Here is a 13,307-nt window from a genome sequence, read left to right as displayed (position 1 = left end):
ACCGCTCCCTTACCCTTTCCTAAAAGGAAGGGGCCAATCCCTTCTTTCTCTGGGAGAAGGTTAGGATGAGGGGACAAAAGGATTTCACAATTCCCAAACAAAGCCCGTTGCCAGCCAACGGGCTTTGACTTTACAATCCGTTTCAGGATTTCAAATATTTTCCGCAGGGAAGAATAGAGGACAAAATATGCATTTGGGCAAACGTTTAGCAGCAATTGTTTTAACTTGTGGTCTAAGTGCAGGCTTGGCGGGCTGTGGCTTTCATTTAAAAGGAACTACTTCGAGTTCCGCGCCATTGGCTTACTCCACCATGAGCCTCTCCTTACCTGCCCATACTGAAGAACTTCAGGAAAAGCTTGCAGTCTATCTGGGTGCCGCTGGTATACAGCTAAACAAGGCTCCTAATGCTTATGTATTGCATATATTGGACTATACGCCGCGCCGCTTGGAGTTAAATGGCAAGCTGGTAGAAACCTTGTTACGTTTGAATGTGACTTTCCGTATAGAAGATGCGCAAGGCAAGCCGATTACCGAAGCACGTACGGTGGTAGCAACCCGTACTTATCAATATAATATTGAAACCGTAAACACCGATGACCAGGAACAAAAGTTCTTAAATCAGGTCCTTATTGATGATATTGCCCAGCAGATTGCGCGCCAGATTTCTTCAAATCGGTTACCGCTGGTTAAAGATCGTCCTTCAACTCCGGCTACCCCATAAGATTAAGCGATGAAACTTGACTATCTCCAGGCCCTCAAACGTATTGATGATGCTCGCGGAGCCTGGATATTGCATGGTCAGGAGCCCCTGCTGGAACAGAACCTGCTTGATGCCTTTCGTGCCAGCTGGCAAAAACAGGACATTGAGCGTCAGCGTTATGATATCAGTTCAGTAGCTGACTGGAAAAATGTCTTTAATGCCTTAAATAGTCTGTCTCTTTTTTCCACGCAACTTGCTGTGGAAGTGCATGGCAATATCAAGCCTGATGCGAGTGCTCTTAAATTACTGAAAAGCTATTTGCAGCATAATGAGCACAACCTGCTGTTGGTGGTTATGCCCAAGCAGGACAGTAACAGCCTGAAATCCAGTTTCTTTCAACTGATTGATGCCAATGGGGTGAATGTTTCACTTTCGGCCAATTATCCCAAAGATCGTCAGCAAATTTTGGGAGTAGAAGCGCAAAAGCTGGGCATTCAACTGGCAAATGATGCATGGCAATGGCTGGAGCAGCATCACGAGCATAACCTGCTGGCTGCAAAAAACAGCCTGATGCGGGTCAGTGACACTTTTCCTGAAGTTGATCTGATTCAGATTGATCATCTATATGCCTGCCTGCAAGACCAGTCACGCTATAGTACTTATGATTTAAGTGATGCCTTGCTAAAAGGAGACTTGGCGCAATCGGTAAAAATTTTTCAATATTTAACAGCCTCTGGTGAACCGATGAGCCTGATCTTGTGGAGTATCAGCAAGGAAATGCGTTTGTTGATGCAACTGTTTGAACAACCACAAAATGCTTTGCAACTCGGTATCTGGAAAACCAAGGTAAGTCTATATCAGCAGGCCTTACGTCGCCTCAGTCCACAGGCTTTTTTGGCCTGGCCGCAACTCTTGATCAGCATTGATGCTGCCATTAAAGGGATGTCCAGAGAAAATCCTGAACATCTCATCCTACAGGCCATTGCTGCAATGTGTGGTAAAGACTTATTTTTATCAACCAGCGCTTAACTAAAAAAACGTGCAAACCAGCCTTTGCCTTTTTTCTCTTCCTGTTTACGTAGATAGCTCAACATATTGTCGCGCACTGCATCGACATAGTCTTGATCATCATGTTGAATATGGTTGATCAACCATTTAGACAAAAGGCGATACAAATCTTTTTCAATTGACTCACCCTTCTCAAATTTCAGACGATAATCATTTAATCGTTTAACGAATAATTCATGTATTCCACGATGAGACGGCAAATATTGATAACTGACTTGTTCAAGTAAATTTTCTTCAAAGCTAAAATGCGACTGGGTATAGTCAATTAAGTCATCCAACACCTCTTTGATTTTATCGCGCGCTCCCGTGCTTTTTACCTGTTCCAAAGTATTAATATAATCTAAAATTTGACGGTGCTGATTATCAATCACCTCAATTCCAATATTATAGTTTTCATTCCATTCCATTTTTGAACCCCATCGATTTCCTTAGTAAATTCGTATTATTTTTTACACAAAAACGCCCATATCATCTTTACACAATAAAGACATATTTTTTTTATGGAATTAAATATTACAAGCTTTATTTAGTTAAATCTATATGTAAAACATAGTTTTTTTAGTTTTTAATACTTAGGGCGTGTCCTCATTTGGCTTTACACCAAATAAACATGCAAGCAATGTAAATCATAGACTGATAATTTCGTGCAAGCTTATCAAATCGGGTAGCAATAGCACGGAAATGTTTTAATCTCGCAAATGCATTTTCAACTAAATGTCTTAATTGATATAGATATTTATCAAACTCCTTATTCGACCTCTTACTATTTGATCTCATTGGAATAATGGGAATCATATCCTTATTCTGGGCATATATTCTAATGTGCTCAGCATCATATCCCTTATCAGCAATAAGATAAGTTGCCTCATCTACAGTATCAATCAGTTGTTTTGCAACTTGACTGTCGTGGACGTCACCCCCAGTGATTTTAAAATCAATCGGCAATCCATTCGCGTCGGTTGCAAGATGTATTTTTGTTGTTCGTCCACCACGTGATTGTCCAATTGCTCTTTTGAAACCATGCCGAGCTCCACTTGCATGTTGATGCACGCGTATGTAGCTTCCGTCAATAAATACCCATTCTTGATCCAGGACGCCTCGTAATCTAAAAAAAATTTATCCCACAATCCCTTGCTTGCCCAACGATTAAAGCGATTGTAAGCAGTTTGCCAAGGACAAAATTCTTGGGGAATATCCCGCCATGTGGCGCCTGTACGCAGTTTCCATAAGATCGCTTCCATGATATTTCTACTATTCTTTGAACAGTAGCAACCATGTAATCGCATAGTATCTTGAATTTTCTGCCAGATATCATCGGTAAGAAGAGTGCGTGCCATTGAAAATGTAGAAATAAAAATAACTCAAAGGAGGATTTTAAGTATTTAAAACCAATTCTTCAAATGAGGACACGCCCTAGTCTTTAGTCTAAAATATTGACTAACAATTAAGCAGACCAGAGACAAGGTAGACTTATCTTTACAACAAAGATCACTTTAAAAATCTCAGTTATTTTTTTATACATAGGCTTAACTTAGCGCGATTTCAGTTTTTTAGTCAGGGCACAGCTTTCCCCCGCCTAAGCATCATTTTATAAAATAAGCCTGAAACCAAGCTGGTCAACTACCTCATGTTTAGACCAGCAAGACTCAAGTAAGTTCTTCCAATGATGAGTTGGGCTGATCAATAAACTCTATAAAAAATTTAAGTTTTTATTTATTGTTGTACCCAGCAGTAATAGAAAATAATTCTCATTATAAATTAAAAAGTTCACGATTTATCCTAGTTTCTCTTTTATAATCGGCCCTTATCTTCTGACCAGAATCTGTGTTTATCATGCCAAAAATAAAACCAACAAAACTGATCATGGCAGCAGTGATTGCCATTGTACTTATTACCGCTGGATGGTATTTCCTGAAACCCAAAGAACAGCCACCCCAATTTATTACTGCGGAAGCAAGTATCGGCGATATTGAAAACTCGGTACTGGCAACCGGGGTGCTTGAAGCCACCAAAATGGTCAGTGTGGGTGCTCAGGTATCCGGTCAGGTTAAAAAAATGTATGTGCAGCTGGGTGATCAGGTCAAACAGGGGCAGCTGATTGCACAGATTGATTCAGTGCGTCAGGAGAATGATTTAAAAACGGCTGAAGCAAGCATTAAAAACCAGATGGCACAGCTTGCTGTAAAACAGGCCAATCTGGCCAAGGTTGAGGCTGAATATCGCCGTCAGGACATTATGTATGCACAGGATGCAACCTCACGTGCGGAGTATGAAGCGGCTCTGGCCAGTTATAAAATCGCACAGGCAGATATTAAGGCCATCAATGCCCAGATTGAACAGTCGCGTTTGACCTTGGCCACCGCCAAAGAAGATTTGGGCTATACCCAGATTGTTGCGCCGATGGATGGCACTATTGTGGCGATTGTGACTGAGGAAGGTCAAACGGTAAACGCCAATCAGAGCGCACCGACCATTGTCAAACTCGCGCAACTCGACACCATGACCATTAAAGCCGAAATTTCTGAAGCTGATGTCATGAAAGTCCAGGAAGGTCAAAGGGTGTATTTCACCACTTTGGGAAATAGTGACAAGAAAATTTATGCGCAATTGCGTCAGGTCGAGCCTGCTCCCAATTCAATTAATACCGAATCCAATAACAGCACAGGCTCTTCTTCAAGTACGGCGGTCTATTATAATGCCTTGTTTGACGTTCCCAATGAAGACGGCAAACTGCGTATTGATATGACGGCGCAAGTGTATATTGTGCTGGATGAAGCACAAAATGTCTTGACCATTCCGGCAGCTGCGATTCAAAGCTCGAACCGTCCCCAGCGCCAGAAGCGTGGTGAAGGCAGTCGTAACACCGAAGGTCTAGCTGCACCTACCGAAGCCCAGGACAAATCACGTGATGCAACAGGTGAACGCCCTGCCCGTTTGCAGCTCTCTGATGCTGAGCTTGCCCTGATTGAACAAGGCAAGGCACAGCGTGCCATGGTGCGTCTTTTACAGGCAGATGGTACAGCGAAACTTACCCCTGTGCTGATTGGCCTGAATAACCGAGTCACGGCCCAAGTTCTGAAAGGTTTGAAACGTGGCGATCAGGTGGTCATTGCCGACGGTTCTGACACCTCAAATGACAGTGCAAAACGTGGCAGCCGTGGCCCAATGAGAATGTAAGCATGAATCAACAACAGCAACCTCTGCTTGAGGTCAAGAATCTGGTTCGTGAATTCCCTGCGGGTGAAAGCACGGTCCAGATTTTAAAAGGGGTCAATCTGGAGATTTATCCGGGTGAACTGGTGGCGATTGTGGGCCAGTCCGGTTCCGGCAAATCGACGCTGATGAATATTCTTGGCTGTCTGGATCAACCGACTTCGGGCAGCTATAAAGTCAAGGGCCGGGAAACTCGCAAGCTCGAAGCGGATGAACTGGCCCAGCTGCGCCGTGAATATTTTGGTTTTATTTTCCAGCGTTATCATCTGCTGGGAGATTTAAATGCCGCAGGCAATGTCGAAGTGCCGGCCATTTATGCCGGTGCAGATTCCAGTAAGCGTCATGAACGTGCAGCGAAATTGCTGACAGATCTGGGGCTGGGTGAAAAAACCCAGAACCGCCCTAGTCAGCTTTCCGGTGGTCAGCAGCAGCGGGTTTCAATTGCCCGGGCTTTGATGAACGGCGGCGATGTCATTCTTGCCGATGAGCCTACCGGTGCACTCGACAAGAATAGCGGTATTGAAGTCATGCGTATTCTGCGTGAACTGAATGCCAAAGGTCATACCATTATTCTGGTCACGCATGACCATAACGTGGCCAAAAATGCGACGCGTATTATCGAGATTTCAGACGGCAATATCATTTCGGATCAGCCGAATGTGCCTGAAATTGATGATGGCTTTGAAAAACAACGTCTGGTCTATAATGAACACAAGAAAATTTCCAGCTGGCGCTCGGCCGTAGACCGTCTTGGCGAAGCCTTCCGCATGGCCTTGCTGGCAATGAATGCACACCGCATGCGAACTTTCCTGACCATGCTGGGGATTATTATCGGAATTGCCTCGGTTGTCTCGGTCGTCGCGCTCGGGAACGGTTCACAGAAACAGATTCTGGAAAATATCAGCAGCCTGGGAACCAATACCATTACCGTATTTCAGGGGCGAGGCTTTGGAGACAATTCCAGATCATCCCAAGTCAAAACCTTGATTCCGGCGGATGCAGACGCTTTGGCAGAGCAGCCCTATGTGGATGGCGTCAGCCCCTCCGTCAACAGCAATGTGACCGCACGTTATAAAGAAACTGAAGCCTCGATCACTGTGAATGGTGTGGGCGAAGACTTCTTCTATGTACGCGGGATGAGCTTTAAATCTGGTCAGCCTTTTGATCATGAAAGTGTGGTCGAGCAGGCCCAGGACGTGGTAATTGATACCAATACTCAAAATACCTTCTTTAAAGATGGAAGTAACCCGATTGGTCAGGTGCTGCTCTTGGGCAGCGTACCCAGCCGGATCATTGGCGTAATTGATGCGCAAAAAGGCATGATGGGCAATAATGACACACTAAATGTCTACCTGCCTTACTCCACCGTCATGAGCCGTATGCTCGGTCAGTCCAATGTACGTCAAATTATTGTACGGATTAAGGATGAATATCCGAGCGCAGCTGCTGAAAACGCCATCCTGAGCCTGCTGGTTCAACGTCATGGTGCGCAGGATGTATTTACCCAAAATGCGGACAGTATCCGCGAAACCATTCAGCAAACCACGCAGACCATGACCTTGCTAATCTCAGCAATTGCCGTAATTTCACTGGTAGTAGGTGGAATTGGGGTCATGAACATCATGCTGGTTTCAGTCACCGAACGGACTCAGGAAATTGGGGTCCGTATGGCCGTCGGAGCACGTCAAAGTGATATTTTGCAGCAGTTCCTGATTGAAGCCGTCTTGGTCTGTATTCTGGGCGGAATTTTGGGGGTACTTTTATCGCTGGGAATCGGTCAACTGATTACCCATTTTGCCGGAGATACTTTCCAGATGGCTTATTCGACCACCTCGATTGTCGCCGCCTTTGTCTGCTCCAGCCTGATTGGTATTGTGTTCGGCTTTATTCCGGCACGTAATGCGGCCCGTCTTAATCCGGTCGATGCACTTTCTCGAGAATAAGGAATCTGATATGCACCTGACTCTTACCAAACTGGCCAGTGCCCTGATTCTAGGAAGTTCACTGGTCGGCTGTGCCGCAGTAGTGAAAACACCGTATAAGCAACCTGCCGTTGAATTGCCGAACGGCTTTCAAAACAGTAAGGCCTTAAGCCAGCACATCCATGCCGACATTCTGGCGGATCAATGGTGGACTTTATTTAAAGATCCGCAATTGAACGATCTGGTCAATGCAGTGCTGGCAGCCAATAGCGATTTGGCAGTGGCCGGCATCAACTTACAGCAGGCCCGCATTCAGGCCAGACAGACTCAAAGCCAGCAAGGTCTCCGGATTGGAGATGCGCGAATCTCGACCGGGCATCAATTTAGTCTGGAGGGGGATGGCGATCGCTCAACCGGTATTTCACTAGGCTACCCGGGCCTGAGCTATGAACTGGACCTGTTTGGTAAACTGGCCAACCAGACCGAAGCCGCACGCTGGGAAGCCTTGGCATCTGAAGAGGACTTGCAGGCCACAGCGCAAAGTCTGATTGGAACCACGGCACAACTGTACTGGCAACTGGCCTATCTGAATGAACGGCATGCTGTGGTACAACAAAATCTGGCCACTGCACAGCGTACTTCAGATCTGGTCAAAGTCCAGTATCGGGCCGGTGCCGTATCGGGTCTGGAACTGACGCAGGCTGAACAGGCCATTCAAAGCCAGCAAGCCACTTTAAGCCAGATTGAACAGCAACGCGTGGAAACCCGTACCAGTCTGGCTGTGCTGCTTAATATGCCGGTACAGCAGCTTAGCCTGCAAGAACCGAGCCGCCTGCCAAGTATACAGTTACCTGATATTGAAGCAGGACTGCCAGCCAGCCTGTTATCCCGGCGTCCTGATCTGCGAGCCACCGAGCTGCGTTTACGCAAAGCGCTGGCCAACAAAGATGCCAACCGGGCCAGCTATTATCCATCGATCAGCTTGACCGGCAGTCTAAGTACAGGGGTAGGCGTAGGGAGTAGCAGCTCACTCTCCAGCGCCCTGAAAAATCCGGTTGCCACTTTGGGTGCCGGTCTGACTCTGCCGTTTCTGCAATGGAATGACATGAAACGTGATTTACAGGTCAATGAACTGGAATATGAAAAAGCGATTCTGCAATACCGTCAAACCCTGTATGAGGCTTTTGCCGATGTGGAAAATGCCCTGTCCAATCGTACTGAGCTGACCAAACAGGTCGCGTTACAACAACGTAATGTCGAACTGGCAGAACGTACAGAACGTCTGACGGAAGTGCGTTATCGAAATGGAGCAGTGGCCTTAAAGAATCTGCTAGATGCACAAGAAACCACACGCAATGCGCGCCTGTCTTTGGTACAGACCCGACAAAGCCAATACAATGCTTATGTAACCTTGATGCAAGCTTTAGGTGGCAGCCCGATCAGGCAAATACCTTAAAGAAGCATTTTTTCTATAAAAAACCGCTGTTCAGATAGCGGTTTTTTTGCGTTGCTTAGCCGACATGCAGATAGGCATTAATATGCTTGAGCAGCTCACTTGAAGGCTGATGTCCCAACAGGCTGGCTTTTTCCAGCCATTCGCGTGCCGTGGCAATATCACGCTCCACACCAATTCCTTTGGTATATAAACGTCCTAGATGACCATAAGCATCTGCATTTACCTGCGCCGCGGCCTGACGATAATAATCCATAGCCTGATCCAAATCCGGGGTGACTCCTACTCCCTGCTCCATCGCCTCTCCCAGCGCATTCAACGCCAAGGCATTGTGCTGGCTGGCAGCCTGCTGAAGATACTTCAGTCCTGTGGCCAGATCTTGCTCCACCATCTTGCCTTTCAGATACATCAAGCCCAATTCTGCCTGAGCTTGTACATGACCCAGCTGAGCGGCCTGATGGAGATAACGTTTGGCCAATTCGTCATGGAGCTCAAAGACCGGATGAAGCTCCGAATAGGCCTGATACAGAAACCAGGCGGCTTCCGCAGAACCTTGGGCAACCGCCTGATTCAGATATTGCACAGCCTTTTCTCGTGTCGGAAGCGGATATTCCGGCTGGCTATAAAAACGTCCGACCATATAAACCAAACTCGCTTCTGATTCAGCCTTGAGCTGCTCCTGCTGGGCAACTGCTTGAATCATCCGGGTGGCTCTGGCGGTATCTTTGGCAACACCGACTCCATTTAAATAGCAGAGTGCCTGCCCCATCTGGTTAAAATTATCATCAGGCTTCATTGCTGCTGCACTTTGATAAAGCCGGAAAGCTTTTTCCGGCTCATGGGCAACTAGATAAGATTCAAAATATAGTGCCGCAATCAGATTAAGTGCCTGCGGATGCTGGCTCTGGCCTGCTTTAGACCAGTAACGAAAAGCCATGGTCTGATTTTTATCGACATACCAGCCATGAAAATAGGCCAGACCGATTAAGGTTTTAGCCTGGGCATCTGTATGTTCTCTGGACTGCTGCAACAGATGCTGAAACACCCGTTGACGCTGGTCAGTATCAATCCAGCCCAATAAAACACCAGCATAATAATCATACAACCTGCTCTGGTCGCCTAAATGAATACAGCGCTTAATAAAATACAGCGCCTGTTTGCGGTCCTGCGGTAAAATTTTGCCGCGCGCATACGCATCAGCAATCTGCTGATTGGCCATCAGATGATCCTGCTGTGCGGCCAGAAACAGGTAATGCATGCCTAAACTTAGGTCCTGCTGAGCACCCTCCGCCAGATAGTGCTGTGCCAGCTGATACTGTGAATTGGCATGACCCTGCCTGGCATGTTGAACCAAAAGTTGCAGCCGTTGCTGTTCTGCTGCGCCATGGTCAGTTTCAGTCAGCTCGCTCATACGATACTGGGCATCCAGATGACCACGAGCCACCGCATGCCGATACCAGTACAAGGCTTTTTCAGGATCATTCACATGCTGAGGATGACCATCGTACATTTGGCCCAAATGATAGGCAGCTTCTTCACTTCCCAAACTGAAAGCTTTTTCCAACAAGCTGATGGCTTTTTCTGAATTCTGCTCACGCCCCTGCGCCTTTAAATGCATCAAGGCCATACCGACATAGGCCTGCGGCCATTCCTGCTGCTGTGCCAGGCTCTGATAAATCTGATAGGCACGTTCATGGTCCGGATGATCAGAATCAGCAGCTAAACGTGCCGCATGCTTGAGCTGGGCGTCCATCTGCTCAATCCATAAATCATGCTGCACAGCCTTGGCCTGATCACGTTGGACCGGATCAGGACGCTTCCACATCCAGAAGGCTAAAGCAGCAATCCCCAAAATCAGCACTAGCAAAAACCACATAGTTGCTCCAAGACATTGTTTTTGTTATGTGTATAAAATCATTATTGTAAATTTAACATAAACTACAGCCTAGGCTCTGTGTTTTTTAAGTGGCCTAATCAGGCTTTACTGCGCTTCGCATCAAGTTTTTTCAGTACTTCTGAGACGGCGATCATGGCAAAGCTGGAGGTCACCACAACAGCTGAGCCATAACCCCCACAGCGCAGACCAGCACTGGCACATACCTCGGCACCTGAGAATGGATTATCAATTGAATAGACACAGGTGATGCCAAATTTTTCTTTAGGCTTTTTACAGATACCTTTGGCACGTAATTGGGTACGTAATTTGGCCAGCATCGGATCCTGTTCGGTCCTGGACAAATCAGCCACGCGAATTTTTAAAGGATCTAATTTCCCGCCGGCACCGCCAGAAACAATTAAAGGTAGCTTGTTAAAACGGCAATGCAGCATCAGCGCCAATTTGGCTTTGACGTCATCAATACAGTCCAGAATGATATCAGGCTGTCCAGCCAGCAGCTCTTTCACATTTTCAGCTGTGAGGTAGTCATCAATCAGATTCACCTTGATACGGGGATTAATGGCCCGGCAACGCTCCGCCATAATTTCAATTTTCTCACAGCCCAAGGTGGTGGTCATGGCCGGTAACTGACGGTTGATATTCGATGCTGCAACCACATCCATGTCGACCAGGGTCAGCTCGCCAATCCCGGTTCGTGCAAGTGCTTCAACCGCCCACGAACCCACCCCGCCAATACCAATAACCATCACATGACTATTTTCATAATGATGAAAGCTGTCCTCGCCATAAATCTTGGCCACACCGGCAAAACGGCGTTCATATTCATCATCTTGAAGCAGATCAGTCATAGGTCATCTATAGCAATAAAAATACTCGATCATTTTAGCAAAATCCGCTTTTTTTTACTGCCATTAAATGTTCAATCCATTTCAACGATCATCAGCTCTGATGAGCACGCCAACCTGCCCACAACAAATGAAATATCAGCAACCCATTAAGCAGCTGTCATCTAGCTAAAGAGGGTGAAAGGTCATGCTATTTATCACCTTCTGGGTTGGAAGCTTCTGTGCAACCTGCTTTATTTTTATTTTCTGCCTCGCCCCAAACACACAACCCCATTCTCACAGTAGTCTCATTCGCTTAGGATGATTTGGCTTTGTCATCTTCGCCATAATGAACACAGCCTCATCTGATTGGGTTATTGCTCCTGTGGGTTTGTTTTGATCGCATTGAATATTTTCACTCTAGAAAAAACGCGCTCAACAAAATAAAAAAAGAGGCTTAAGCCTCTTTTCATGTCACTTGAACTTAGTCTTTATTCATAATGAAAAAATATTCACGGTAATATTTCAGTTCGGCAATCGAATCACGAATGTCATCCATCGCCAGATGCGAGGCATTTTTCTTAAGACCGCTCATGATTTCAGGACGCCAGCGTTTGGCCAGCTCCTTGACTGAAGAGACATCCAGATTACGGTAATGAAAATACTGTTCCAGCTCCGGCATCAGACGGTGCAGGAAACGCCGGTCCTGACAGATCGAGTTCCCACACATTGGTGATACTTTCGGATTCACCCATTTTTTCAAGAATTCAATGGTTTCCCGCTCGGCATCCTGCGCCTTTAATTTACTGCGGCGCACACGTTCAATCAGACCGGACTGGCCATGTTGACGGGTATTCCATTCATCCATCGCATTCAAGATACGATCTGACTGATGCACAACCAGCACAGGACCCTCAGCAAGAATATTCAGGTTATCATCCGTCACAATGGTGGCGATTTCAATAATCTGATCATTGTCAGTGTCCAGACCTGTCATTTCCAGGTCAATCCAAATCAGGCGGCTATCCGGTGTGCTGCTCATAAATTGTGTGATCTAATCAGTTTAAAAATAATATAGTAGCAAATTTCCTGCGACTTGGCTGTATTCACCCTCGGCTTCATGCTATTTTTGCCTTCTCGCACCCATGGTTTTTTAGGAATTGAATGGCTTTAATCCGTAAGCGTCGTTTGACCGAACAACAGCAGCGCCGTATTCAGAAACAGCAGAAAACGCGTCAGGAAGATCTTGATACCTCCCAGGACCTGGAAGGCTTAGTGGTACAGCATTATGGCCGCCAGCTCGAAGTTCAGACCTTGTCGGTACCTGAGCCGCATCCTGAAAAACCTGTGGTCGCCGATGGTGAGCCGGAACCGTTCTGGAAACCCATTGAACCAGACAGTGTCTGGCGCTGTCATACCCGGACCAACCTCGAACTTTTGGTTACCGGCGACCGGGTAAAATGGCAAGCCGATCCGAATACTGGTCTCGGAATTATCACCGCGATTCATCCGCGTAAATCCTTATTGACCCGTCCTGACCGTTATCACAAGGTCAAACCGGTGGCAGCCAATATTTCCCTGATTGTCATTATATTTGCACCGCTGCCTGAACCTGCCCCGGGTTTAATCGACCGCTATCTGGTCGCCTGTGCCGACGCTCAAATTCCGGCATTACTGGTGTTGAATAAGTCCGACCTACTTAAAGAGCAGGACCCTATTCTGGAACTATTGAATGAATACAAAGATTTAGGCTATGAAGTGATGCAGACCCAGTCGGATGGAGACCTATCTGCATTAACCGCCCGCTTGAATGATGAGACCGTCGCCTTTGTCGGTCAGTCTGGTGTGGGTAAAAGCACTTTAATCAATGCCATCGTACCGGATGCGGCACAAAAGACCAATGTGATTTCTGAAAACTCAGCGCTGGGGCAACACACCACGACCTCGACTCGCCTGATTCCTTTTGGTGAAAATGCAGCCCTGATTGACTCACCGGGAATCCGTGAATTTGGTTTATGGCATCTGCCTTTGGAAAAGATCCCCAGCGGCTTTCCAGAAATTGAAAATCTGCTTGGTCACTGCCAGTTCCGGAACTGTACCCATAAACACGAAAAGCAGTGTGCCCTGCGTAAAGCAGCAGCAGATGGTGAAATTTTGCCCCGCCGACTAGAAAGCTATCTGCGTTTAATTGATGAAATCACGGAAGCACAGCAAAAAAATTAATTTTCTT

Annotated in this window: 11 protein-coding genes; 6 read left to right on the top strand and 5 right to left on the bottom strand. The window is 46.5% G+C overall.

Annotated elements, in window-relative coordinates; genetic code table 11:
* Positions 1-187: 187 nt before the first annotated feature.
* Together lptE and holA are read left to right on the top strand one after the other, a co-directional pair.
* Positions 188-721, top strand: a complete 534-nt coding sequence (lptE, locus tag E2K74_RS09240) for an LPS assembly lipoprotein LptE (RefSeq protein WP_151204094.1) — start codon at positions 188-190, stop codon at positions 719-721.
* Positions 722-730: 9 nt separating this feature from the next.
* Positions 731-1,729 (top strand): DNA polymerase III subunit delta, encoded by a 999-nt coding sequence (holA, locus tag E2K74_RS09235; protein WP_151204093.1) that lies wholly within the window; start codon positions 731-733, stop codon positions 1,727-1,729.
* Here holA and E2K74_RS09230 read toward each other — a convergent pair.
* A complete protein-coding gene (locus E2K74_RS09230) occupies positions 1,726-2,175 on the bottom strand; it encodes a bacteriohemerythrin (protein ID WP_151204092.1) in 450 nt (149 codons plus the stop codon). The genes holA and E2K74_RS09230 overlap by 4 nt on opposite strands.
* 178 nt (positions 2,176-2,353) lie before the next feature.
* Positions 2,354-3,105, bottom strand: a protein-coding gene (locus tag E2K74_RS09225) for an IS5 family transposase (protein WP_413773101.1) whose coding sequence is annotated in 2 segments (ribosomal slippage) — positions 2,354-2,871 and positions 2,871-3,105 — 753 coding nt in all. Because the reading frame shifts where the segments join, the coding sequence is not laid out codon by codon here.
* Positions 3,106-3,601: 496 nt separating this feature from the next.
* Between E2K74_RS09225 and E2K74_RS09220 the strand changes: the two genes are divergently transcribed.
* Genes E2K74_RS09220 through E2K74_RS09210 form a run of 3 tightly spaced genes read left to right on the top strand, consistent with a single transcriptional unit; the run spans position 3,602 to position 8,359 of the window.
* Positions 3,602-4,945: an efflux RND transporter periplasmic adaptor subunit gene (locus tag E2K74_RS09220; protein WP_151207273.1), complete on the top strand. Its 1,344-nt coding sequence runs from the start codon at positions 3,602-3,604 to the stop codon at positions 4,943-4,945.
* A gap of 2 nt (positions 4,946-4,947) precedes the next feature.
* On the top strand, positions 4,948-6,924 hold the full coding sequence (locus E2K74_RS09215) for a MacB family efflux pump subunit (RefSeq protein ID WP_151207271.1): 1,977 nt from the start codon (positions 4,948-4,950) through the stop codon (positions 6,922-6,924).
* 10 nt (positions 6,925-6,934) lie between these two features.
* Positions 6,935-8,359, top strand: a complete 1,425-nt coding sequence (locus tag E2K74_RS09210; protein ID WP_151207269.1) for an efflux transporter outer membrane subunit — start codon at positions 6,935-6,937, stop codon at positions 8,357-8,359.
* 55 nt (positions 8,360-8,414) lie between these two features.
* Here E2K74_RS09210 and E2K74_RS09205 read toward each other — a convergent pair whose 3' ends face one another.
* From E2K74_RS09205 to orn, 3 genes are all read right to left on the bottom strand, one after another.
* Positions 8,415-10,232, bottom strand: a complete 1,818-nt coding sequence (locus E2K74_RS09205) for a tetratricopeptide repeat protein (RefSeq protein WP_151207267.1) — start codon at positions 10,230-10,232, stop codon at positions 8,415-8,417.
* Positions 10,233-10,330: 98 nt separating this feature from the next.
* Positions 10,331-11,101, bottom strand: coding sequence for a ThiF family adenylyltransferase (locus E2K74_RS09200; RefSeq protein WP_151204315.1), 771 nt, complete (start codon positions 11,099-11,101; stop codon positions 10,331-10,333).
* Between the two features lie 460 nt (positions 11,102-11,561).
* Complete coding sequence (gene orn, locus E2K74_RS09195) at positions 11,562-12,119, bottom strand: oligoribonuclease (RefSeq protein ID WP_151204316.1); 558 nt, start codon at positions 12,117-12,119, stop codon at positions 11,562-11,564.
* Positions 12,120-12,241: 122 nt separating this feature from the next.
* On the opposite strand from orn, the gene rsgA reads away from it, so the two are divergent.
* The gene (gene rsgA / locus E2K74_RS09190; RefSeq protein ID WP_151204317.1) at positions 12,242-13,300 is read left to right on the top strand and encodes a ribosome small subunit-dependent GTPase A; all 1,059 of its coding nucleotides are present in this window, start codon (positions 12,242-12,244) and stop codon (positions 13,298-13,300) included.
* Positions 13,301-13,307: the final 7 nt, after the last annotated feature.

The organism is Acinetobacter sp. RF15B, assembly GCF_007558235.1.
GTDB lineage: Bacteria > Pseudomonadota > Gammaproteobacteria > Pseudomonadales > Moraxellaceae > Acinetobacter > Acinetobacter lwoffii_C.
Note: the sequence above shows the minus strand (reverse complement) of the source record. Positions and strands in the feature narration are given on the sequence as shown.

Bases quoted from the DNA above. Each gene is read 5' to 3' on its own strand.
- lptE (WP_151204094.1), top strand. From the start codon at position 188: ATGCATTTGGGCAAACGTTTAGCAGCAATTGTTTTAACTTGTGGTCTA.
- holA (WP_151204093.1), top strand. From the start codon at position 731: ATGAAACTTGACTATCTCCAGGCCCTCAAACGTATTGATGATGCTCGC.
- E2K74_RS09230 (WP_151204092.1), bottom strand. From the start codon at position 2,175: ATGGAATGGAATGAAAACTATAATATTGGAATTGAGGTGATTGATAAT.
- E2K74_RS09220 (WP_151207273.1), top strand. From the start codon at position 3,602: ATGCCAAAAATAAAACCAACAAAACTGATCATGGCAGCAGTGATTGCC.
- E2K74_RS09215 (WP_151207271.1), top strand. From the start codon at position 4,948: ATGAATCAACAACAGCAACCTCTGCTTGAGGTCAAGAATCTGGTTCGT.
- E2K74_RS09210 (WP_151207269.1), top strand. From the start codon at position 6,935: ATGCACCTGACTCTTACCAAACTGGCCAGTGCCCTGATTCTAGGAAGT.
- E2K74_RS09205 (WP_151207267.1), bottom strand. From the start codon at position 10,232: ATGTGGTTTTTGCTAGTGCTGATTTTGGGGATTGCTGCTTTAGCCTTC.
- E2K74_RS09200 (WP_151204315.1), bottom strand. From the start codon at position 11,101: ATGACTGATCTGCTTCAAGATGATGAATATGAACGCCGTTTTGCCGGT.
- orn (WP_151204316.1), bottom strand. From the start codon at position 12,119: ATGAGCAGCACACCGGATAGCCGCCTGATTTGGATTGACCTGGAAATG.
- rsgA (WP_151204317.1), top strand. From the start codon at position 12,242: ATGGCTTTAATCCGTAAGCGTCGTTTGACCGAACAACAGCAGCGCCGT.